The 21001-nt window shown below is 72.8% G+C and carries 21 protein-coding genes and 1 pseudogene; 9 read left to right on the forward strand and 13 right to left on the reverse strand.

Translation table 11 applies throughout. From position 1 onward, the window contains the following. From ABWI04_RS15495 to rimP, 5 genes and pseudogenes are all read right to left on the reverse strand, one after another. On the reverse strand, nucleotides 1-182 hold a 182-nt coding region (locus tag ABWI04_RS15495; RefSeq protein ID WP_353832871.1), incomplete at its 3' end, for a hypothetical protein. 130 nt (nucleotides 183-312) lie between these two features. Next, nucleotides 313-450, reverse strand: a pseudogene (locus ABWI04_RS15500) (translation initiation factor IF-2 N-terminal domain-containing protein); the annotation flags it as partial. Nucleotides 451-558: 108 nt separating this feature from the next. Continuing rightward, nucleotides 559-900, reverse strand: a complete 342-nt coding sequence (locus ABWI04_RS15505; protein WP_353832831.1) for a YlxR family protein — start codon at nucleotides 898-900, stop codon at nucleotides 559-561. Further along, nucleotides 866-1915, reverse strand: a complete 1050-nt coding sequence (gene nusA, locus ABWI04_RS15510; protein ID WP_345175199.1) for a transcription termination factor NusA — start codon at nucleotides 1913-1915, stop codon at nucleotides 866-868. The genes ABWI04_RS15505 and nusA overlap by 35 nt, the downstream gene beginning before the upstream one ends. Nucleotides 1916-1940: 25 nt before the next feature. Beyond that, complete coding sequence (gene rimP, locus ABWI04_RS15515; RefSeq protein ID WP_502913130.1) at nucleotides 1941-2618, reverse strand: ribosome maturation factor RimP; 678 nt, start codon at nucleotides 2616-2618, stop codon at nucleotides 1941-1943. Between the two features lie 267 nt (nucleotides 2619-2885). Here rimP and ABWI04_RS15520 point away from each other — a divergent pair, with 267 nt between their 5' ends. From ABWI04_RS15520 to ABWI04_RS15530, 3 genes are all read left to right on the forward strand, one after another. Next, a complete protein-coding gene (locus tag ABWI04_RS15520; RefSeq protein WP_345175195.1) occupies nucleotides 2886-3863 on the forward strand; it encodes a ferritin-like domain-containing protein in 978 nt (325 codons plus the stop codon). Nucleotides 3864-3942: 79 nt separating this feature from the next. Further along, nucleotides 3943-4305, forward strand: a complete 363-nt coding sequence (locus ABWI04_RS15525; protein WP_345175193.1) for a hypothetical protein — start codon at nucleotides 3943-3945, stop codon at nucleotides 4303-4305. 94 nt (nucleotides 4306-4399) lie between these two features. Next, nucleotides 4400-5464, forward strand: a complete 1065-nt coding sequence (locus ABWI04_RS15530) for a TRM11 family SAM-dependent methyltransferase (RefSeq protein WP_345175191.1) — start codon at nucleotides 4400-4402, stop codon at nucleotides 5462-5464. Here the strand turns inward: ABWI04_RS15530 and ABWI04_RS15535 are convergent. Further along, nucleotides 5456-6157 (reverse strand): HAD family hydrolase, encoded by a 702-nt coding sequence (locus ABWI04_RS15535; RefSeq protein WP_353832832.1) that lies wholly within the window; start codon nucleotides 6155-6157, stop codon nucleotides 5456-5458. The genes ABWI04_RS15530 and ABWI04_RS15535 overlap by 9 nt on opposite strands. A 108-nt stretch (nucleotides 6158-6265) precedes the next feature. Here ABWI04_RS15535 and ABWI04_RS15540 point away from each other — a divergent pair, with 108 nt between their 5' ends. The 4 genes from ABWI04_RS15540 (at nucleotide 6266) to ABWI04_RS15555 (ending at nucleotide 10430) form a co-directional block, all read left to right on the forward strand. Beyond that, nucleotides 6266-7810: a hypothetical protein gene (locus ABWI04_RS15540; RefSeq protein WP_353832833.1), complete on the forward strand. Its 1545-nt coding sequence runs from the start codon at nucleotides 6266-6268 to the stop codon at nucleotides 7808-7810. Between the two features lie 60 nt (nucleotides 7811-7870). Then, complete coding sequence (locus ABWI04_RS15545; protein ID WP_185023171.1) at nucleotides 7871-8140, forward strand: hypothetical protein; 270 nt, start codon at nucleotides 7871-7873, stop codon at nucleotides 8138-8140. Between the two features lie 395 nt (nucleotides 8141-8535). Further along, nucleotides 8536-9741 (forward strand): lysylphosphatidylglycerol synthase transmembrane domain-containing protein, encoded by a 1206-nt coding sequence (locus ABWI04_RS15550; protein ID WP_353832834.1) that lies wholly within the window; start codon nucleotides 8536-8538, stop codon nucleotides 9739-9741. 143 nt (nucleotides 9742-9884) lie between these two features. Continuing rightward, complete coding sequence (locus ABWI04_RS15555) at nucleotides 9885-10430, forward strand: flavin reductase family protein (RefSeq protein ID WP_353832835.1); 546 nt, start codon at nucleotides 9885-9887, stop codon at nucleotides 10428-10430. Here ABWI04_RS15555 and ABWI04_RS15560 read toward each other — a convergent pair. From ABWI04_RS15560 to ABWI04_RS15585, 6 genes are all read right to left on the reverse strand, one after another. Further along, nucleotides 10408-11628: an ROK family transcriptional regulator gene (locus ABWI04_RS15560; protein ID WP_345175217.1), complete on the reverse strand. Its 1221-nt coding sequence runs from the start codon at nucleotides 11626-11628 to the stop codon at nucleotides 10408-10410. The genes ABWI04_RS15555 and ABWI04_RS15560 overlap by 23 nt on opposite strands. After that, nucleotides 11628-12386 (reverse strand): ATP-binding cassette domain-containing protein, encoded by a 759-nt coding sequence (locus ABWI04_RS15565; RefSeq protein ID WP_345175178.1) that lies wholly within the window; start codon nucleotides 12384-12386, stop codon nucleotides 11628-11630. Before ABWI04_RS15565 ends, ABWI04_RS15560 begins: the two co-directional genes overlap by 1 nt. A 201-nt stretch (nucleotides 12387-12587) precedes the next feature. Then, complete coding sequence (locus ABWI04_RS15570) at nucleotides 12588-13835, reverse strand: sugar ABC transporter permease (RefSeq protein ID WP_345175176.1); 1248 nt, start codon at nucleotides 13833-13835, stop codon at nucleotides 12588-12590. A gap of 47 nt (nucleotides 13836-13882) precedes the next feature. After that, nucleotides 13883-14668 carry an ATP-binding cassette domain-containing protein gene (locus ABWI04_RS15575; RefSeq protein WP_345175174.1) on the reverse strand — a complete coding sequence of 262 codons (786 nt, stop codon included), beginning with the start codon at nucleotides 14666-14668 and terminating at the stop codon, nucleotides 13883-13885. Between the two features lie 120 nt (nucleotides 14669-14788). Then, nucleotides 14789-15865, reverse strand: coding sequence for a sugar ABC transporter substrate-binding protein (locus tag ABWI04_RS15580; RefSeq protein ID WP_345175172.1), 1077 nt, complete (start codon nucleotides 15863-15865; stop codon nucleotides 14789-14791). A 682-nt stretch (nucleotides 15866-16547) separates the two neighbouring features. Continuing rightward, nucleotides 16548-16841, reverse strand: coding sequence for a hypothetical protein (locus tag ABWI04_RS15585; RefSeq protein ID WP_345175169.1), 294 nt, complete (start codon nucleotides 16839-16841; stop codon nucleotides 16548-16550). A 199-nt stretch (nucleotides 16842-17040) separates the two neighbouring features. Between ABWI04_RS15585 and ABWI04_RS15590 the strand changes: the two genes are divergently transcribed. Both ABWI04_RS15590 and ABWI04_RS15595 read left to right on the forward strand, forming a co-directional pair. Beyond that, a complete protein-coding gene (locus tag ABWI04_RS15590) occupies nucleotides 17041-17619 on the forward strand; it encodes a hypothetical protein (protein WP_353832836.1) in 579 nt (192 codons plus the stop codon). Nucleotides 17620-17673: 54 nt separating this feature from the next. Next, nucleotides 17674-20196 carry a M14 family zinc carboxypeptidase gene (locus tag ABWI04_RS15595; protein ID WP_353832837.1) on the forward strand — a complete coding sequence of 841 codons (2523 nt, stop codon included), beginning with the start codon at nucleotides 17674-17676 and terminating at the stop codon, nucleotides 20194-20196. A 58-nt stretch (nucleotides 20197-20254) separates the two neighbouring features. Here the strand turns inward: ABWI04_RS15595 and ABWI04_RS15600 are convergent, their stop codons facing one another. After that, the gene (locus tag ABWI04_RS15600) at nucleotides 20255-20929 is read right to left on the reverse strand and encodes a hypothetical protein (protein ID WP_345175163.1); all 675 of its coding nucleotides are present in this window, start codon (nucleotides 20927-20929) and stop codon (nucleotides 20255-20257) included. Between the last annotated feature and the right edge of the window lie 72 nt (nucleotides 20930-21001).

A 21001-nucleotide genomic window follows, 5' to 3' on the forward strand; every position in this document is an offset into this window, starting at 1 on the left:
CGGCGGAACGGGCGGGCGCGGCGCCGGCTGCGGGCCGGGCCTGGGCGCACCGCCCTGGCCGCCCTGGCCGCCGGGACCGCCCGGAACGCCGGGGCCACCCTGGCCACCGGGACCGCCCTGGCCACCGGGACCCGGACGGGGCCCAGCGGGCCGCGGACCCGGACGGGGCCCGGGGCGGGCACCCTGAGAATCGGAACCGCCGCCGGACGAACCCGGACGCGGCGGTGCGGACGGGCGCGGACCCGGCTTCTTGGGCGCGCTCCGTCGGTCGCCCTGCTTGGGGGCGGATGAAGAATTTGAGAAGGCTTCTGTCAGCCTGCGAACGACCGGCGCCTCAATCGTGGAGGACGCCGACCGTACGAACTCGCCCATTTCCTGGAGCTTGGCCATGACGACCTTGCTCTCTACTCCGAACTCCTTGGCGAGTTCATAAACCCGGACCTTCGCCACTGCACTCCCTACTCGGTCCGGGGGTGCGGCCTCCGGACCGTCGCTAACTTGCCGTACTCATCGCGGCGTGCTCATCGAGCGCTCATAGCAATCTCGACCTGCTTCCGACTAGACGTCGCTTACCATTCGGCCATCCTGCTGCTGCGCGGCAAGGGCCGCAAGTCGCTCCCGCAGCGGACCGGCGTCGAGCGGGCCCTGCAGGCGGAACGCCCGCGGGAACGCCCGGCGCCGCTCTGCGAGTGCGAGACACTCCGGATCGGGATGCATATGCGCACCCCGTCCCGGCAGCCGCCCGCGAGGATCGGGGACGATGACGCCCTCGACCACCACCAGGCGCAGCAAGTCGGACTTGACCGTGCGAACCCGGCAACCCACGCACGTGCGAACAGCGGCCGCCGGGCCACGTCCCATGAGTCTACCGCGCCGAGGCGTCGGCGGGGCCTGTCGCATGTTCTCCTGACGCGGAAGATCCGGATTCGCCGGTTCCGGCGCTGTTCGGGGGCGTCTGTACGGGCTCGGTGTCGGACCGGATGTCGATCCGCCAGCCGGTGAGCCGGGCGGCGAGCCGGGCGTTCTGCCCTTCCTTGCCGATCGCGAGGGACAGCTGGTAGTCGGGCACCACCACCCGGGCGACCCGGGCGTCGGCGTCGACCACCTCGACACTCGAAACACGTGCCGGGGACAGGGCATTCCCGACGAACTCCGCCGGGTCCTCCGACCAGTCCACGATGTCGATCTTCTCGCCGTGCAGCTCACCCATCACGTTGCGCACGCGGCTGCCGAGCGGGCCGATGCACGCTCCCTTGGCGTTCACCCCGGACTTGCGCGAGCGAACCGCGATCTTGGTGCGGTGGCCGGCCTCCCGGGCGATCGCCGCGATCTCCACGGTGCCGTCGGCGATCTCCGGGACCTCCAGCGCGAACAGCTTGCGGACGAGGTTCGGGTGGGTGCGCGACAGCTGCACCGACGGGCCGCGGTGGCCCTTGCGGACCTGCACCACGTAGGCGCGCAGCCGCTCGCCGTGCTCGTAGCGCTCGCCGGGCACCTGCTCCTGCGGCGGCAGGACCGCCTCGATCTTGCCGAGGTCGACCAGCACGCTGCGCGGGTCCTTGCCCTGCTGGATGATGCCGCTGACGATGTCGCCCTCGCGGCCCGCGTACTCGCCGAAGGTCAGCTCGTCCTCGGCGTCGCGCAGGCGCTGGAGGATCACCTGCTTGGCGGTGGTCGCGGCGATGCGGCCGAACCCCGTCGGGGTGTCGTCGTACTCGCCGACGGCGTTGCCCTCGTCGTCGGTCTCGGTCGCCCACACGGTCACGTGGCCGCTCTGCCGGTCGAGCTCGACGCGCGCCTTCGGCGCCGCGCCCTCCGTCCGGTGGTAGGCGATCAAAAGGGCGTCTTCGATGGCCTTGACGGCCACGTCGAGCGAGATGTCCTTCTCGCTCTCCAGGCCCCGAAGGGCGGTCATGTCGATGTCCACGAGGTTCCCCCCTCTAGTCCGGCTGCGCCGGAGAACGCGATTCCTCGGCCGGCGACGAAGGCGCGAACTCCACCTGCACGCGGCCGCGCCCCAGCTCGCCGAGGCCGAACCGGCGCCGCACGGTCTCCGGCCCGGCGGTCTTCCCCTTCGGGGAGGACGGCTTCCCGGCCCCACCGGCGGCCTTCCCGCCGCCGGCTCCCTTGCCCCGGCGCTTCTGGACGACGTCGATCTCCACGGCCTCGTCGTCGGCCGCCACCACGCGGCCCTCGATCTGGCCTCCCTCGGTCAGGGGGGCGACGACCAGCCGGCCGACGGCGCGGCGCCAGTGCCGCGGTTCGGTGAGGGGGCGGTCGACGCCCGGCGAGGTCACCTCCAGCACGTAGGGCGAGGAGCCCATGACGTCGGACCCGTCGAGCAGCTCGGACGTCGTCTCGCTCAGGCGGGCGATGGCGTCGAGGCCGATCCCGCCGTCGGCGTCGACGACGACCCGGACGAGCCGGCGGCGGCCCGCGGGCCGCACGTCGACCTCCTCCAGGTCGTAGCCCGCCTCGGCGATCGCGGGCGCGAGCAGCCTGCTGAGGGCGGCGGCGGCCGCGTCGCGGCTCGGCCGGGCGGCGTCGCGCGGCGGGGCCGCCTCCTCCTGCCGGCCGCGCCTCCCCAGAGCGCGGCCGCCACGGGACTCGACGCTCATGGGGTCCTCCTCCTGTTGTGCGCCTGCGATGTCTGTCGTGCGCCTGGCGGCGGCGGGGCCGCCGCTCGTCCGCCGACACCTCAAGACTATCGACAGCCGGGGACCGCAGCGGTCTTTCCGGCGCCTCTCCGGCGCGGCGGATATGGAATGCTTGAGCTGGCCTGATGGGCGCGTCCTGAGACCGCCGCCGCAGCGGGCCGCCGCCACCTCCGCAACCGGGTGAGGAGACTCCCTTTGCCAGAGGCCGCACCGCCGCCGGGGCAGGCGATGTCACGCTCGACGCAGGCGCTGTCACGCCGTGCGCTGCTGGGCCGGGCCGCGCTGCTGGGCGGCGGTGCGCTGCCGGTACTGCCGTGGATCGCGTCCTGCACGGCGGAGGCCGCCCCCGCGCCCGAGGACGTGCCGGTGCTGGTGGGCGCGATCGCCGCCGAGCAGAACCTGATCGCCTCGTACGAGGCGGCGCGGTCGTCGAACGCTTCCCAGGCCACGCGGCTCGATCCCGTCCTCGCCCATCACCGCAGGCATCTGGCCGTCCTGAGGCGGCACTACGTCGCGGGCTCGGGGAACCGGGCGGGCGAGGGCGGCGCCGTCCCCTCCCCCGTCGCGGCGTCGGTCCCCGCGGGCGCCGCGGGCCTCGCGGCCCTCCGCGACATGGAGGACCGCGCCGCGCGGGGGCGCATGGCCGACGCCGCCAAGGCCGGTCCGGCGCTCGCGCAGCTGCTGGCCAGCATCGGGGCCTGCGAGGCCGGCCACGCCATGACCGTCAAGGGCGGTGCGCCGCCCGTCCGGTCGAGGTCGGACGCCGAGGCCCTGCAGACCGCGCTGGCCGCCGAGCACGCGGCCGTCTACGGGTACGGGGTGCTCGGGGCCCGCCTGCGGGGCACGCTCCAGCAGACCGCGAAGGACCTGTGGAACGTGCACCGCGCCCGCCGCGACCAGCTGGTCTCGGTCCTGTCGGTCGCGCCGGTCGCCGCGGCGTCCGCCTACAGGCTGCCGGTCCAGGTCACCTCCGCCCGCGCGGCCGCGCAGCTCGCGGCGGCCCTGGAGAGCGCCCTCGTGCCGGCCTACGTCGGTCTCGCGGGCGCCTCCTCCCCCGACCTGCGCGCGTTCGCGGCCGACAGCGCGCAGCGGGCCTCGGCGTGGGCGGCGCGCTGGCGGTCCAGGTCGGGTTCCGCGGCGCCGCCGGAGGCGTTCCCCGGGCTGCCGTCCGCGGCGCTGTCCCCTCGCCCCGAACCGGGTGAGTGATCTTCGGCACGACGGGAACGAACGGCCCGATCAGCGACGTTGATCCCATCGCGGGATGACTTCGGGGGAGGGAGCCCACGTGACCACGAATCCGCAGGCGGGCAGGACGAGCGCCCTCGACGAGCTGCGGGCCGCCTACCACGAGCAGCTGACGCGGCTGGCGGCCGAGCGCGACGCCGCGCGGCGCCAGGCGCGCAGGGCGCAGGCGCAGGCGGACGTCGCGCGGGCCGATCTCGCCAGCCTCAAGAGCCGCGTCGGGGAGCTGCTGAACGCCGCCGCGCGGCACCTTCCGGATCTTCCTCCGGTGGAGGGTCCGGACGCGCCGGAGCTGCCCGCCGCCCAGGAGGCGCGGGCCCTGCCCGCCGCTCCGGCCGATCCCGATCCGGAGCCTCCGGCCGAGAGCGGCGAGACGCCCGCGGACCGCGCGGCGCGAGCGGCCTGACCGGGCTGGAACGCCCGTCCGGGGACCGCGCGGAGGCCGCCTGACGCGTCCGTCACGGCGGTCTTCGCCCCCGGGGTCCAGTAGGGTCCACCAAATGACCGCGTACGGCCTTCTCGTCTCCCCCTCGCACAACCGGGTCTATGCCCAGGCCGCCGCCGACCTGGTCAAGGCGGAACTGGCGGTGTTCAGCGAACGGGCTCTCGGCGGGCGCGTCCGCGACATCGAGGAGACCGCGATCGGCGGCGTCCCCTATGTGACGTTCTCCGCCGACGTGCTGACGGAGCAGGACGTGCGCCTCCTGTCGAACCTGTCGTCGCTCTACGCGCTCTTCCAGATCGAGGGCGACCTGCTCCGCCCGGTCGCGCTCCAGCCGCTGGACCTGTTCGGCAGCGACCTGCTCACCATCCAGAAGTACTCGGGCAAGACCAACGAGTACTTCACCAAGCTGCTGCTGAACGTCACGGCGATGGCGACCGACTCGCCCCTGGACCTGGTGACCGGGCGTCCCCGCGTCTTCGACCCGATGTGCGGGCGGGGGACGACCCTCAACCAGGCGATGATGTACGGGCTGGACGCCGCCGGGATGGACATCGACGGCAAGGACTTCGACGCCTACGCGGCCTTCATCAAGACCTGGCTGAAGAACAACCGGGTCAAGCACCAGGCCGAGATCACCAACGTGCGCCGCGAGAAGGCCGTCCTCGGGCGCCGCCTGCACGTGACGCTCGGCGCGTCCAAGGAGCGCTACAAGAGCGGCGAGACGATGGAGATCACCGTCGTGAACGCCGACTCGCTGGGCGCGGGCAGGTTCTTCCGCCCGGCGTCGTTCGACCTGATCGTGACCGACGCCCCCTACGGCGTCCAGCACGGCAGCCGGCCGAAGGGGGCGCAGCCCGGCCGCAGGGGCGGGCCCCAGCTGTCGCGCAGCCCCGTGGAGCTGCTGACGTCCGCCGTGCCCGAGTGGACGCGGCTGCTGCGTCCGGGCGGCGCCGTCGGCATCTCCTGGAACACCTTCGTCGGCCGCCGTGAGCAGCTCGCCGAGATCCTCGCGGCCAGCGGCCTGGACGTCCGGGACTCCGACGCCTACCGCGGCTTCCGCCATCGCGTCGACCAGGCCATCTCCCGCGACCTCATCGTGGCCGCCAAGCCGTCAGGCTGAGTGCCACCGCTCCACGTGCGGGAGCAGTTCCTCCAGCTCGTGGATGACGGCGTCGGCCGGCGTGAGGCCCGGGCGCTCGAAGGCGTGGGTGGTCTGGTGCCGGATCAGGACGGCCCGCAGGCCGGCCGCCTTGGCTCCGTGGATGTCGTCGAACGGGCGGTCGCCGACGAAGACGCAGGAGCCCGGGTCGGTGGCGCCGACGGCGTCCATGGCGGCGCGGAACGCCTCGGCGTGCGGCTTCGTCCAGGGGATCTCGCTGGAGTAGACGGCGCCGTCGAGCATGTCGAGGACGTCGTCGCGGGCGAAGACGCGCTCGTGCCACTCGCGGGTCCAGATGGTGTTGGACAGCACGCCGATCCTGATGCCGCGCTCGCGGAGGGCGGTGAACAGGCCGGGGACGGCGGGGTCGGTGTGGGTGTGCGGGGTCCACGTCTCGAAGTGGGTGTCCAGGAGGGCCTCGGTCGGCTCCACCCCGGCCATCGCGAACGCCTCGGCGAGCGTGGCGCTGCGGTGCTCCTCGGTGCCGCGGCGCCACAGCTCGTCCTCGGCGGCGACGAGGGCCGCGACGGTCTTCTCGACGGCGTCCGGCGGGAGGTGGGCGGCGCAGACGGTGCGCCAGATGTCGGCGAGTTCGAGGTCGTGCCAGGGGGTCAGCGTGCCGCCCCAGTCGAAGATCACAGCTTGTACGCCCATGCCCCGGATCGTAACCATCGGGGCGCGACCGACGATCACCTTTTCGACGCGGTGGTCGTCCGGAGGGCGCGACCGGGGCCACCCGATGTCCGGTCAAGGGAGCCCTCCATGCGCAGACCCCTGCTCGCCGCCCTGTTGTCCGCCGTGCTCGTGGGCACGGCGGTCCCGGCGGCGGCCGATCCGATCCCCGACGGCCCCGGCAGAGGGCTCGTCCCGGCCTACGTCGGAGCGCCCGCCACTCCGGCCCCTCTGGCGGGGCGGCCCGTCCCGGCCAACCCGCACCAGGGTCCGGTGGGGACGTCGTCCATGCACGCCGACAGTTACGCCTCCGACACCTATCCGTTCCTGGGGCCGCTCGGCCGCGATCCGCAGGTGCTCGCCGAGGCCAAGGGCGGCGGGCTGCCGGGGCTGTGCTCGACGGTGACGTTCGCCCGCCGGACGGGCCTGATCGTCGCGCAGTGCACCCGCGGGCAGAACCTCACGCTGCGGCTGATCGACCCGAGGACGCTGAAGGACCTCGCGACCTACGAGCTGCCGCCCAGGCCGTCCACCGTCCAGGCGGTGTTCTCGCTGAACCTCGACACGGTGTTCACCGACACCTCGGGCGGGGCGTACTACTACCTGGACCCGCAGGACCGCGCGGTGCTGGCGGACTCGTCCTTCCATCTGCGCCGGTTCGCGCACGAGAAGGGTCCGGACGGCGCCTGGCGCTTCACGGTCACCGACGACTGGGACCTGCGCGGCCACCTCCCCCACGACTGCGCCACCTGGACGAACCCGTGGCCGAAGGGGGAATGCGACCCCGTCACCGCGGTCGGGCCCGACTGGAACGGCCTGATCTGGTGGATCACGAGGGGCGGCCGCGTCGGCACGGTGGACCCCGGGTCGGGGGCCGTCCGGATGGCGCGGCTGGCGGGCGAGGGCGTCCAGAACTCGTTCGCGGCCGCGGAGAACGGCGTCTCGGTCGTGTCCGACCACGCGCTCTACCGGATGCGGGCCGGCGCGGACGGGACCCCGGAGATCGTCTGGCGGCAGCCGTACGACCGGGGCAGCGGGCGCAAGCCCGGGCAGATCGACCAGGGGTCCGGGACGACCCCCACGTTCTTCGGCGACGGCTACGTGGCCGTCACCGACAACGCGGACGACCGCATGCACGTGATCGTCCGCCGAGCGGAGGACGGCGGGCTCGTCTGCCAGGTCCCGGTGTTCGGAAGCGGGGCCAGCGCGACGGACAACTCGCTCATCGGCTACGGCCGCAGCCTGTTCGTCGAGAACAACTACGGCTACCGCAACTTCTTCGACCTGCCGCCGGGCGGGTCGTCGGTGGGCGGGGTCAGCCGCGTGGACGTGAAACCGGACGGGACGGGCTGCGAGACGGTCTGGACGAGCGCGGAGCGCTCACCGTCCACCGTCTCCAAGGTCTCCGTGCCCGCGGGGCTGCTCTACCTCTACACGAAGGAGCCGCGCCGGGACCTCATCGACGCCTGGTACCTGACCGCGGTGGACGTCCACACGGGCCGGACGGCCTACAAGGTGCTCACCGGCACGGGCAAGTGGTTCGACAACAGCTGGGCGCCGGTCACCCTCGGCCCGGACGGGACCGCGTACGTGGGCGTCGTCGGCGGCCTCGTCGCCGTCCGCGACCGGGAGTAGGGCGCCGGGCATCGGGGATACCGGTCCGATCAGCGAACCCGAACCGGACCGGGAGGAGTCATGAGGGCACGCGAGCCCGGTGAGTCCCGCGACTTCCGCGAGGACATCGATGACATGGGAGACAACACCCAGGACGAGCAGATCGCCCTGACCGAGGAGTACGTGAACGACCCGCCCGAGGAGCTGCGGATCGAGGAGCCCGAGGAGAGCCGCGACGGCCTCGGCGTCACCGAGTACGAGCGGCAGGCCGCGAGGGAGGGCGACGAGGAGCGCCCGACGCCGATCACGCCGGCCGAGGAGGACGCGGTCAATCCCACCCGCAGGCCGTGACCACGACGGCGGCGCCCGCACCGGTCACCCGGCGCGGGCGCCGCCGTCGTCCCGGCGCGGGCGCCGCAGTCGTCCCGGCGCGGGCGCCGCAGTCGTCCCGGCGCGGGCGCCGCAGTCGTCCCGGTGCGGGGTGCGCCCCGGAGCGTGCCGGGCCTTTGCCGCTCGCGATGGCGCCCTTTCCGTAAGAGCGGGCATCAATCAGGGCAGAACAGAATGCCGGGACATCAGACGATCATCCGGCAGAGCACTGCGACAGGTCTTCGAACCGCCCGCTGACCACGACCTCGCGACGGACGTGGCGCAAGTCACTTTGCGATTTGTTTCGGCTCCCCGGGGAATGTCCTACCCGGACCGTAGGTTGCGCATGGCGGGCGAGCTTGCGAGGTGACCGGGACATGTACGACACAGTCACGGCACCGGTCCATCCCCCGGCCGTAGCCGACCCGCCGTCCCCCCTCCCGAACCGCCCTGACGAGGAGGCTCCGGCGCGCCCGTGGTGGCGGCGCAGGGCCGGCCTGATCGTCCAGTGGGCGCTGCTTTTCGGCGCCCTCGCCGCCCTCCCCCTCTACCGCGACGAACTCCCCGATCTCGGCGCCGTCTGGCGGGCGGCCTCGCACGCCGACCCGGGATGGCTGACCATGGTCGTCCTCGCCGTGGCGGGCTCGATGGGCGCGTTCGCCCGGCTCCAGCGCCGGCTGCTGCGCGTCGGCGGGCTGCGGATGCGGCTGCGCCGCGCGTTCGCGATCACCTACGCGGGCAACGCCCTGTCCACGACGCTGCCGGCGGGCCCGGCCGTGAGCGTGGTCTACACGTTCCGGCAGTTCCGCCGCGCGGGCGCCTCGGCGCAGCTCGCCACCGCGGTGATCCTGGCCGGCGGAGTGATCACCACCACGGCCTACTCCCTGATCGCCCTCCTGGCGCTGGTGGCCGAGCCCGACGCGCGCGGCTTCGCGCTGCTCGCCCTCTCCGTCCCGCTGGCCCTGGCCGCGCTGCTCGTCCCCGCGCTGCGGTGGCGCCCGCTGCGCGCCCTGCTGACGGCGCCGCTGCGCCGCGCCTACCGGGCCGCGCTCGCCCATCCGACGATCGCTCCGTACGCGGAGCGGCTGCCCGCCGCCCGCGACCTCCTGCGCCCTACCCTGCGCGACTGGGCCGCGCTCGCCGCGCTGGCCCTGCTGAACTGGGTGTTCGACATCCTGGCGCTGCTGTCGGCCTCGCACGCGGTCGGCATCGACGTCGCCCCGAACGGCGTCGCCCTCACCTACTTCGCGGCCCAGGCGGCGGGCAGCCTGCTCCCGCTGCTGCCCGGCGGCCTCGGCGCCATCGAGGGCAGCATGGCCGCGTCCCTGGTCGCGTTCGGCGCGACGCTGTCACCCGCCGCCGCGGCCGTCGGCCTGTACCGGCTCGTGTCGTACTGGGCGGTCGTCGCGGTCGGCTGGATGGCCTGGTTCGGGCTGCACGAGGGTCCGCGCGTCCCGGCCCGCGCCAGGGCGCACCTGGCCGGCGCCGGCCGCCTGATCATGGACGGCATGTCCGCGGCGGCGCTCCTCACCCCCTACGCCGCCGTCCCGGCGAAGGCCCCGGCCGAGGCTCCGCGGCCGTAGATCCCCCCTCCGTCCGAGGACCTAGGCCGGACGGGACCTTCGACCGAGATCGCCGCCCAGGGGAATCAGCGCACCGCGGCGAGGGCTTTAGTGGACATCGATCAGTGGACATCGACGCACTCCCGCCCACGGAACGGACCCCAATGCACGGATCGCCCGACCGCCCGTCCGGCCCTTCGGCGACCGGCCTCGACCCGGCCGCGTTCCGGTCGGTGCTCGGCAGGTTCCCGACCGGCGTGGTCGCCGTCACCGCCCTCGATCCCGCGTCGGGCCGCCCGGCGGGCCTGGCCGTGAACTCGTTCACGTCCGTCTCCCTCGACCCGCCCCTCGTGGCGTTCTGCGTGGCGCACACCAGCACGACATGGCCGGTCATGCGGACCGCCGCGCGCCTGTGCGTCAACATCCTGGCCGAGTCGCAGCAGGACGTCTCCGAGCGGCTCGCCTTCGGGAGCGGTCCGGAGAAGTTCGCCGGCGTCTCCTGGACGCACGGGCCCGGCGGCGCCCCGTTGATCGACGGCGCGGTGGCGTGGATCGAGTGCTCGGTCGAGCAGGAGCACCTCGCCGGCGACCATCTGATCGTCGTCGCCCGCGCCCACGACCTGGCGGAGCACCGGGACGAAGGCCCCCTGGTCTTCTACGGGGGCCGCTACGGCGCCTTCACGCACTTCACACCGTCTCGGGGGCTCTGAGCCGGGTCAGGACCTGGACGGGGTCGGCCAGGACCTCGGCGAACGCGAACTCGGCGGCGCCGACCAGGGTCGTGTCGTCGCCCAGGGTGGCGGTGCGGAGCTTGACCTTCTCGCGGGGGGCGGCGAGGGCGCTGGTCGCCAGGACGCTGCGGATCTGCGCGGCGGCGCCCAGGAAGATGTCGCGGAGCGTGCCGCCGAAGATGACCAGGCCGGGGTTGAAGAGGTTCACGAGGTTGGCGACCCCGAGGCCGAGCCAGTTGCCGACGCGGTGCAGCGCCTCCCGGGCCTTGATGTCGCCGGCGTCGGCGGCGGCGACGATGGCGCGGACCGCGTCGCGTCCCGGCTGGCCGGGGACCTCCTCGCGGCCGGCGAGGTCGAGCAGCGTGCGCTCCCCCACCTCGGCCTCCAGGCAGCCCTTCGAGCCGCAGGCGCAGGGCCGGCCGCCGGGGTTGATCACCATGTGCCCGATCTCGCCGCCGAACCCCTCGTCGCCGCCGAGCAGCCGGCCGTGCGCGATGATGCCGCCGCCGACGCCCACGTCGCCGTGCAGGTAGATGAGGTTGTCGCAGTTCACCCCCGCGCCGCGCTCGTGCTCGGCGACCGCGCCGAGGTTGGCGTCGTTGCACACCGAGACGGGGATGCCGAGGCCGAGGCGGCGGGACAGGGCGTCGCCGAGGCGCAGCCCGCCCACGTCCAGGTTCGGCCCGAACATGATCGAGTCGTCGGAGCGGCGGACGGTGCCGGGGAACCCGAGGGCGGCGCCGACGCAGACGGCGTCGCGCTCGGCCTTGCGGACCAGGGAGCGTGCGCCCGCCACGAGCACGCCGAGCAGGTCGGCGGGATCGGAGCCGCGGGCCCGGACGCCCTCGCGCCGGTCCAGCACGACGCCGCCGAGGCCGACGCGCGCGACGACGAGCCGGTCGACGCCGACCTCGAACGCCAGCACGTAGACGCGGGTGGACTCGGGCCGCACCACGAGCGAGGGCCGACCGGCGCGGCGCCCCGGACCGCGCGGCAGCTCCTCGCGGACCAGCCCGGCGGAGGTGAGGTCGGACGTCAGTGCCATGATCGTGCTGCGGTTGAGGCCGAGGGACTCGGCGAGGACGGCCCGGGAGGCGGGGCCGCGCAGGTGCACGAAGCGCAGCAGCGTCCCGAGATTGTGGCGCCGGATGTCCTCCTGTGACGGGCCCGCCTTCATCATGGGCGCAGCCCCAGCTCTCCGCTGGCGCCCGAGGTGATCAGCTCCACGACCTGCCGGTGGGTGACGTCGGCGGTGCGGACCTGCGCGACCATCCGGCCGAGGTAGAGCGCGGCGATCCGGTCGGAGACCGCGAACACGTCGTTCATGTTGTGCGAGATCAGCACGACGGCGAGGCCCTTGTCGGCGAGCCGCCGGACCATCTCCAGGACCTGCTGGGTCTGCGCGACGCCGAGCGCGGCGGCGGGCTCGTCCAGCACCACGAGCTTGCTGTCCCACAGCACGGCGCGGGCGATCGCGACGGTCTGGCGCTGCCCGCCCGACAGGTTCGAGACCCGCTGCCGGACCGAGCCCATCGTGCGCACGGCGAGGCCGGACAGCGTGGTGCGCGCCAGCTCCTCCATGAAGGTCTCGTCCAGGGCGAGGCCGCGGCGCTCCTCGCGGCCGAGGAACAGGTTCTGGACGATGTCGAGATTCTCGCAGAGGGCGAGGTCCTGGTGGACGATCTCGATGCCGAGGCGGCTGGCGTCGCGGGGGGAGCCGACCTTGACCGGCCTGCCCTCGAAGCGGTACTCGCCCTTGTCGAAGGAGTGGATTCCGCCGATGCACCTGACCAGGGTGGTCTTGCCGGCGCCGTTGTCGCCGACGAGGGCGGTGACCTCGCCCGGATAGGCGGAGAAGGCGACGTCCTGCAGCACCTTCACCGAGCCGAAGCTCTTGTCGATGCCGCGCAGGTCCAGAACAGGCGTCACTGACATGCCGAGGGGCTCCCACCGTGCCGCACCGCCGCCGCGCGCCTGGCGGTCGTGGTGAGTGAGCGTAGCAGTCGGATCCTTCGGCCGGGCACCGTCGGAAGGCCTGTCCCAACGGCCCCGCGGCCAGGCCCGGGAGCCGGTGGGGCGGGCCACCGACTCCCGGGCGTTTCCGGCCGCGCTCACGGGGTCACCGTGCTCACGGGGTCATCTGCCCGCTGCGGACCGGCGGCGCCTCGCCAGGGCGTCGATGCTCGCGGCGAACAGCAGCACGACCCCGGTGATGAGGTAGCTGAGGTAGGCCTTGGTGCCGAGCAGCCCCAGCCCGTTCTCGATCAGGGCGATGACCAGACCGCCGAGCACGGCGTCGCGGGCCTTGCCGCGCCCGCCGAACAGGCTCGTCCCGCCGATGACCGCGGCGCCCACCGCGTACAGCAGCGTGTTGCCGCCGCCGGAGTTGGTGGCCACGGAGCTGAGGCGGGACGCGGCGACGATGCCGCTGACCGCCGCCAGACCGGAGGCGATCATGAACACGGAGATCTTGATCCGGGTGACGTTGATGCCGGCCCTGCGGGCGGCCTCGGCGTTGCCGCCGACCGCGTAGATGTGCCGCCCGTAGCCGGTGCGGCCGAGCACGAACGTGCAGATCACGAGCAGCGCGCCGACGAGCAGCACACCCCACGGGATCCCGCCGAGGGTGATCAGCGGGCTGGGGGCGCGGTCCAGGCTCAGCACGTAGGTGCTGATCAGCAGCGCGGCCGCGACGACGGCGCACTGGGCGACCACGAAGCCGAGCGGCTTGGAGTGGAGGTTGCGGACGTTCTGGCGGCGCCAGCGCAGCAGCAGCGTCGCGGAGTAGCCGACCACGCAGGTGACGGCGAGCACCCAGCCGAGCCAGATCGGCATGTTCTTGTTGGCGAGCGCCACGACGAAGTCGTCGCGGACGGGCACCGTGCCGCCGTCGCCGATGAGCCACAGGGTGATGCCCTGCAGGCCCAGGAAGAACGCCAGCGTGACCACGAACGATGGGATTCGCAGGAACGCGACCAGCCAGCCGATCACCGTGCCGATGACGATGCCGATCGCCACGGCGGCGAGCACCGCGACGTACCAGGACTGTCCCGAGTCGACCATCAGCTTGGCCATCACGGCCGCGCAGACGCCGCTGGCCACACCGGCCGACAGGTCGATCTCGCCCAGCAGCAGGACGAAGACCAGTCCCATGGCGAGGATCGTGATGGGCAGCGCCTGGGTGGCCAGGTTCGCGATGTTGCCCTTGCTGAGGAAGGTGTCGGGCTTCAGCGCCGTGAACAGCACCACCAGCGCGATCAGGCCGAGGATGGCGGGGAGGGCGCCCAGCTCACCGGCCTTGATCTTGTGCCAGTAGTCCAGCAGCGCGGAGTTCATGTCATGCTTGCGCCGGTCGTTCGAGAAGTCCGAGTCCGCCAGCTTCACGGCGGCCTCCTTGCTTTGGGGGGCGTCAGTGGACATCTGTTCCCCTTTCAGATGCTCTCGGCGGCGGTCTGCGGCGCGAGGCCGAGATCACCGGAACGGCCGGCGGTGATGAGCTCCACGACCTGTCCGTGGGTCACCTCGGAGGTGGCGACGTCCGCGGCGACCCGGCCGAGGTAGAGGGCCGAGATGCGGTCGGCCACCTCGAACACGTCGTTCATGTTGTGCGAGATGAGCACGACGGCGTGACCGGTGTCCGCCAGACGCCGGACGAGGTCGAGGACCTGCCGGGTCTGGGCGACGCCGAGCGCGGCCGTGGGCTCGTCCAGGATCACGACCTTGGACTCCCACAGCGCCGCCTTGGCGATGGCGACGGTCTGCCGCTGCCCGCCGGACAGGCTCGCCACCTGCTGGCGGACGGACTTGACGGTGCGGACCGAGAGCCGCGCGAGGGTCTCTCGGGCCGCCTCCTCCATGGACGGCTCGTCCAGCACGATGCCCTTGCGCCGCTCGCGGCCGAGGAACATGTTCTGCACGATGTCGAGGTTGTCGGCGAGGGCGAGGTCCTGGTAGACGACCTCGATGCCGAGCGCGGAGGCGGTGCGCGGTCCGTCGATCGAGACGGGCTTGCCCTCGAACTCGATCTGTCCCGAGTCGATGGGGTGGATCCCGGCGATGCACTTGATCAGGGTCGACTTGCCGGCTCCGTTGTCGCCGACGAGGGCCATCACCTCGCCCAGGCGCACGGAGAAGTCCACGTCGTGCAGCACATGGACGGGGCCGAAGCTCTTGTTGAGCCCGGTCAGGCGGAGGACGGGGTCTCCTTTTTCAGCCACGAGTTTCCTTCCAGAGGTTCGGGCGTCTAGCCCGTGGCGGGCCCCTTGGCGTCCCGATTTTCCGGGAGGCCGGGACGCCCTCAGCGGGGTGGGGCCCGCCACGGAGTCAGCGTCGGGCTCCTACTGGATGCCCGCGTCCTTGCACTTGGCCGCGTACGCGCCCTTGCACAGGTCTTCCTTCTTGACGAACCCGTCGTCCGTGACCTGCTTGATGTTCTCCTTGAAGACGCCGATCGGGGTCAGCAGCACCGACGGCACGTCGCGCTTGCCCTCCGGGTCGTTCGTGGTGCCGTTCGTCTCGCCCTTCTCACCCTTGATGAGGGAGACGGCGAGCTTGGCGGCCGCGTCGGCCTCCTGCTTGACCGGCTTGTAGACCGTCATGCACTGGTTGCCGTCGAGGATGTTCTGCAGCCCCTCGAGCGTGGCGTCCTGGCCGGTGACGGCGACCTTGCCGGCCTCCTTGTTCTTCTTGAGGATCGAGATGACCGCGCCGCCGATGCCGTCGTTGGCGGCGAGCACACCGTCGATCTTGCCGCCCTTCTCGGTCAGCATCTGCTCGAAGATCGTGGCGGCCTGCTCGGCCTTCCAGTCCGGGACGGCCTGCTCGGCGACCTTCTTGTAGTTGGTCGCCTTGTCGAGCACGTTGTGCGCGCCCTTGGCGAACAGCGTCGCGTTGTTGTCGGTCGGAGCGCCGTTGAGGTAGGCGATGTTGGCCGCCTTGTCACCGAGGCACTTCTGCAGGCCCTTGCCGAGCTCCTCGCCGACCTTCACGTTGTCGAAGGAGACGTAGTAGTCGGAGACGCCGCCGAGGGAGAGCCGGTCGTAGTCGATCGTCTTGACGCCCTGGGCCTGCGCCTTGCGCTGCACGGCGGCCGCGGAGTTCGAGTCGATGCCGTCCAGGACCAGGACCGTGACGCCGCTGGTGAGCATCTGGTCGGCGATCGTCTGGAAGCGCTGGGTCGAACCCTCGGCGTTCTGGATGTCGTAGGCCACTCCGGCGGCCTTGAAGGCCTGCTCCAGGTACGGCCGGTCGAAGCTCTCGTACCGGACGGAGGAGGTCGTGTCGGGCAGGATCACGCCGACCTTGCCCTTCGAGCCGGAGCCGCCCGAGTCGTTGGAGTCGCCGTCCCCGCAAGCGGTGAGGCTGAGCGCCGCCGCCGTCGTGACGGCCAAGAAGCTGAGGATCCCCTTGCGCATTGCCCGGGTCCTTTCTGGGGGTGGCCGCCGTGCGGCCGGGGGGTGGTAGCCGATGCCGGTGAGCGAGATCACCCGCTACCGACGGGAATGTTGTGTCCCGCAACTTACGTCGCGCATGTCCGTCACGCCAGACTTCGAGCGAAGTTCATTTGTTGTTGGCGGTAACAATCATGTAACACGAGATCAACACGGGTGGAACACAAGGGGTACCGCGGCAACAGCAGGAGGAAGCCGGTCACCGCGCGGGCATGCTCCGGCGGACCCGCGCCGGGCCAAATGTTTCGTGGGTCAACATTCACCGCGACCCGCCGTCAAGCCAGGGCTCACCCCCGGCGGCTCGACCGCAGGCGGAACGACGCCTCCGCGCACCTTCCTCGACAGCGCATCCCCAGGTCAGCGGCAGGGAAGCGGACATCACCGCATGTCAAGCCCTCACGCAACAAGCGGCTCCACACCGCACTCGCCCCCCGTCGAACACCGCGTCCCAGAACCAGCCCGCGCCTCACGCGGGTCGTACTCCGGTCGGGGTTCCCTCACAAGCCGAGCGGTAGGCAGGCCAAGGCGCGCCTCGGGCCGGGGCGGCCTCCGAAGACGGTGGTTCGAGGCCGCGACCGTTCGAGGCGATGGCGGAAGTAGGCGCGTGCCGCGGTCGGGTGGCGCGCCGGGTTTCGGCCGGGCCGGATCAGGCGGAAAGGACGCGAGCCACGCGGTCGGCGGCGGCGGGCGCGTCGGCGGCGGGCGCGATGCGCTCGGCCCACGACCACCAGTACCACCAGCCGTCCGCGCCCTGCTCCGCCAGGATGTTCTCCGTCAGCGCGGCGGCGTCGGGATTCATCACGTGCAGGCTGGGCGACTGGCCGCGGGGCAGGGTGAGGCGCACCCGGAGGCCGCGCTTGACCAGCTCCTCGCCGAGTTCTTCCAGATATTCGATCCGCGTCTTCGACGGCGCGGCTGTTCCCGTATCGTCAGGCGTCATCCTTGTTCCCTCACGGACTCCGTGCGGCCCGACGTGCGTTTCAGCCTCCCTCTTCACCCGCCCCCGCGCAAGCACCCCGGCCTGTCGGCCGCGAGGTGGGCGGGACGGGCCGCGAAGGCGCACCACGTTTCGGAGGTCCACGGGACCCTATCCGGGATATCTTGCGCTTGGTAGAAGAACCGGCGGTTGGGGGCTGACGATGACCGTGGACGCAGGTGCCCGACCAGGGGCCGGATCGGCCGGTGGCGCGCGGACGTGGCACCGGTTCCACTACGCGGTCGGCGTGTTCGTCATCGCCTACGGGGTGACGGCCCTCGCGAGCGCCGCGGCGCTGTGGGGCGACCGGGTGGACGAGGTGGAGGGCTACTTCGGGTCCGGGCCGGCCACGGGGATCCTGGTGTTCGCCAAGGCGGTCGAGGTCCTGCTCGTGCTCGCCGCCGCGGCGGGCCTGGTCCTGCGCCGCGACCTGCTGCTGGTCCCGCCGATGGCGGGGTGGATGGCGGGGTTCGCGATGTTCGCCGTCCTGGACGTCTTCACCGGCAGGTGGGGCGGCCTCGTCGAGCACCTGGCCTACCTGGCGGCGTTCGTCGTGCTGCTCTTCCTCTCCTACGGGCTGAGCGCGAAGGCCCAGCTCGCGGGGGCGCCGAAGGGCCCCGCGCCGGACGGGTCCCCGCGCGGTCCGGGCGGCCTGACCTGGACGCAGGAGTTCGCGCTCCAGGCCATCAACCGGGCCGCCGCCCTCACCGGCCCGCGCACGCGACCGGCCAAGCGCGACTGATCTTGGCAGAAGTTGCCGTTGGTGGCGGTCCCGGCGGGTGCCACGTTGTGCCTCATGAGAGCCCGAAAACTGGCGCTGCCTGTGGTGATGGCCGCGTCCCTGGCGGTCCCGGCGTCGCTCGCCGCGCCCGCCGCCGCGCTGCCCGCCGCGCCCGCGGCCGGCTGCGACCCAACCCGGACCGCACCGGTCTACCGGGGCAAGGTCCCCTCCCCCGAACAGGTCCTCGGCTTCGACCTCGGTGAGCGCCCGGTCAGCGCCGCCGAATCCGACACCTACCTGGAGACGGTCGCCGCCAGGAGCGAGCGCGTCGTGTCCGGAACGCTGGCCACCACCGCGCAGGGCCGTCCGCTGAAGTACGCGATCGCCGGACGGCCCGAACTGATCTCCAAGGCCGGGCTGGCCAGGGTGCGGCGGGAGGCGGGCCTGCTGCGCGATCCCCGCACGCCGGCCGCGCTCGCCAAGCGGATCACCGATCGCGGCGTCCCGATCCTGTGGGTCAGCGGCAACGTCCACGGCGACGAGCCGAGCGGCACGGACGCGGCGCTGCGGGTGCTGCGCGACCTCGGCGACCGCGCCGACTGCGCCGCGACCGGGATCCTCGCGAACACGCTCGTGATCGTCCTGCCGACGCAGAACCCGGACGGGCGCACGCTGCAGACGCGGCAGAACGCCTACGGGTTCGACATGAACCGCGACTGGTTCGCGCGCACGCAGCCGGAGACCGACGGCAAGCTCGCGATGCTGAACCAGTACCCGCCCGCGCTCTACATCGACGCCCACGAGATGGGCGGGGACTCGTTCTTCTTCCCGCCGAACGCCGACCCGATCTACCACGAGACGCCCGAGCAGGCCATCGGCTGGATCAACGACCTCTACGGCGCGTCGATGGCGGCCGAGTTCACCCGGCAGGGCATCGACTTCTTCAACAGGGACGTCTACGACCTCTTCTACCAGGGCTACGGCGACACGGTGCCGACCAGCGCCTTCCACGCCGCCGGGATGACGTACGAGAAGGGCGACGAGAGCCCCTACCCGGACCGGGTGAAGGAGCAGTACCTCACCCAGTGGGTGTCGCTGTCGGCGGCGGCGCGCAACCGGCACCGGATCCTCACCGAGTGGCGCCAGATGACGGTCGACGCCTACGCGCAGGGCAAGGCCGGCGAACTGGAGCCCAACCAGATCTACAACCCGCCGAACAAGGTCGACCGCCAGGTGCCGGACCGGAAGGTGCGGAACTACTTCCTGCGCGACGACGACCCGGCCAAGCGCGCCGAGGCCGCGCTCATCGTGCGGCGGCTGCAGCGCATGGGCGTGCGCGTCGAGAGGCTCGCCCGGCCGCTGACCGTCCCGGACTTCAAGGCGTACGGACGCCCGGAGGCCGCGACGACGCTGCCCGCGGGCACGTACTGGATCTCGATGGCGCAGGGCCAGAAGCACTGGATCCAGTCCATGCTGAACGAGGACTCCTACACGCCGTTCCCGTACTTCTACGACGTGACGGCGTGGAGCCTGCCCCTGCTGGGCAACGTGTCCGGCGGGTCGTCCGGCGCCGTCCTGCACCCGCGGTCCGTGCCGCTGCGGACGCTCCCGGAGGCGCGTCCGGGGCACGAGGGCAAGGCGCCCAGGCTGGGCGTCCTCCAGTTGTCGGGGACGTCCTCGTCCGCGCGGCAGTCGGCCGGGTGGCTGAGGCACCGCCTCGACCGCGACTGGAAGCTGCCGTTCACGCTGCTCTCCCCGGCGGACGTCGCGGCCGGCAGGCTCCAGGGCGTCGAGGTCCTGGTCACGCCGAACGGTCCCGCCTCGTCCGCCTACACGGCGCTCGGCGACGCCGGACGCGCCGCGCTCCAGCAGTGGACGCGCGACGGCGGCCGCTACATCGGCTGGCAGGGCGGCGCCCAGCTCGCGGCCCGTCTCGGCCTGACGACCGCGACGCTCGCGGAGCCGACGTCCGACATCCCTGGCACGCTGCTCCGCGTGAAGGTGGACGGGGCGAGCCCGCTGGCGAAGGGGGTCGGCGCGGCGGCGTGGAACTTCACGTCCTACGACCCGGTCATGAAGGCGTCCAGCGGCGTCGTCGCCTCGTACCCGCAGGCGGATTCGCCGGACTGGTTCGTGTCCGGGTTCGAGCGGGGCGCGTCCGAGCTGGGCGGCACCGCGGCGGTCGTCGACCAGCTCCTCGGGAAGGGACGGTCCGTGCTGTTCGCCGCCGAGCCCAACTTCCGCGCGTTCAGCGACGGGACGGCCAAGCTGCTCTACAACGCGATCCTCGGCCCCGACCCGGCCAGGGCGGCGGCGCCGCAGGCGTCCGCGACGGCGAAGGCGGCCCAGGAGGCGGCGCTGCTGCCGTCCTACGAGTCGCCGATCCGCGTCTCGGTCAAGGCCGCGGACGCCGCGAGGACCGAGGCCCTGCTGCGGTCCGCCGGCGCGACGTGGACGCGGCGCGGGGCGGACGGCGTCGCCCACTTCGTGATCGACAACCCGAGGGGCCTGCCGGCGGACCACCATCCGTTCGCCGGGCGCCTGCCGTCCCTGATCCGCAAGGCCGGGATCACCCCGGTCGCGGTCGTCCTCCCCTGACCGTCCCGCGCGGCGCGCCGGCCCGTTCCGGCGCGCCGCGCCCCGGGTCGCCCGCGCGCTATTTCCGGACCAGCCAGGCGATCGCGGTCATCGTGCCGGGCGGGACCTCGGTGAAACCGCCGTCCCGGACCGCGACGGCCGCCTCCTTCACGCACCGGGCCCACGGCACGTCCCGCGCCAGGTGGACAGGGGCGCCGGCCTCCACCCACTCCGCCACGTGCCGGCGGCGTCCCTGGCGGAGCAGCAACTGGGCGGCGTGCCCGCACTGGGCGGCGGCCTTCCCCGTCGTGATCGTCACCTCGGGGTTGAGGGCGATCACCGCGTACGGGGGCTCGGGCGGCGCGGAAGGCTCCGGCGCCTCCGCCAGGTCGAGGCCCGCGACCTGGAGCTTGGCCAGCTGAGGCGGGACTTCCGACACCGGCCCCGGCGGGAAGGCCCGCACCTGCGCGCCCGCGTGCCGGACCGTGACGCCGGGCAGCGCCTCCGCCTCCGGCCAGCGCACGCCGCGGGCCCGCCGCGTCACCTTCCGGATCCGGCGCGACTCCCACTCCCGGACGGCCTCCCGCCACTCCCCCTCGGGCTCGGCGGCGCGCGGGTCGGTCAGCAGGCGGACGACCGCCGTCGCCGCCGCCTCGCAGACGGCGTCGTGACCCGGCGGATCGGCCTTCTCGGCGCGTACCACCAGTTGCATCGCCCACGGCGGGTCGTCAAGGGGGTCATAGTCGGGTCGCACCCGTGGAGTATTCCAAACTCCGTTCCGCTTCCCGGGAGCGGTAGTGGGTACTGCAACTCTTGCCGTCCCCCG

This window comes from Actinomadura sp. NPDC000929 (genome assembly GCF_040492065.1).
GTDB classification, from domain to species: domain Bacteria; phylum Actinomycetota; class Actinomycetes; order Streptosporangiales; family Streptosporangiaceae; genus Spirillospora; species Spirillospora verrucosospora.

Coding starts and splice junctions, on each gene's coding strand:
- ABWI04_RS15580 (WP_345175172.1), bottom strand. CDS start 15,865: ATGCGCAAGGGGATCCTCAGCTTCTTGGCCGTCACGACGGCGGCGGCG.
- ABWI04_RS15540 (WP_353832833.1), top strand. CDS start 6,266: ATGCGCAGACCCCTGCTCGCCGCCCTGTTGTCCGCCGTGCTCGTGGGC.
- nusA (WP_345175199.1), bottom strand. CDS start 1,915: ATGACCGCCCTTCGGGGCCTGGAGAGCGAGAAGGACATCTCGCTCGAC.
- ABWI04_RS15590 (WP_353832836.1), top strand. CDS start 17,041: ATGACCGTGGACGCAGGTGCCCGACCAGGGGCCGGATCGGCCGGTGGC.
- ABWI04_RS15545 (WP_185023171.1), top strand. CDS start 7,871: ATGAGGGCACGCGAGCCCGGTGAGTCCCGCGACTTCCGCGAGGACATC.
- ABWI04_RS15505 (WP_353832831.1), bottom strand. CDS start 900: ATGCGACAGGCCCCGCCGACGCCTCGGCGCGGTAGACTCATGGGACGT.
- ABWI04_RS15550 (WP_353832834.1), top strand. CDS start 8,536: ATGTACGACACAGTCACGGCACCGGTCCATCCCCCGGCCGTAGCCGAC.
- ABWI04_RS15535 (WP_353832832.1), bottom strand. CDS start 6,157: ATGGGCGTACAAGCTGTGATCTTCGACTGGGGCGGCACGCTGACCCCC.
- ABWI04_RS15555 (WP_353832835.1), top strand. CDS start 9,885: ATGCACGGATCGCCCGACCGCCCGTCCGGCCCTTCGGCGACCGGCCTC.
- ABWI04_RS15565 (WP_345175178.1), bottom strand. CDS start 12,386: ATGTCAGTGACGCCTGTTCTGGACCTGCGCGGCATCGACAAGAGCTTC.
- ABWI04_RS15530 (WP_345175191.1), top strand. CDS start 4,400: ATGACCGCGTACGGCCTTCTCGTCTCCCCCTCGCACAACCGGGTCTAT.
- ABWI04_RS15585 (WP_345175169.1), bottom strand. CDS start 16,841: ATGACGCCTGACGATACGGGAACAGCCGCGCCGTCGAAGACGCGGATC.
- ABWI04_RS15520 (WP_345175195.1), top strand. CDS start 2,886: ATGTCACGCTCGACGCAGGCGCTGTCACGCCGTGCGCTGCTGGGCCGG.
- ABWI04_RS15560 (WP_345175217.1), bottom strand. CDS start 11,628: ATGAAGGCGGGCCCGTCACAGGAGGACATCCGGCGCCACAATCTCGGG.
- ABWI04_RS15595 (WP_353832837.1), top strand. CDS start 17,674: ATGAGAGCCCGAAAACTGGCGCTGCCTGTGGTGATGGCCGCGTCCCTG.
- rimP (WP_502913130.1), bottom strand. CDS start 2,618: ATGAGCGTCGAGTCCCGTGGCGGCCGCGCTCTGGGGAGGCGCGGCCGG.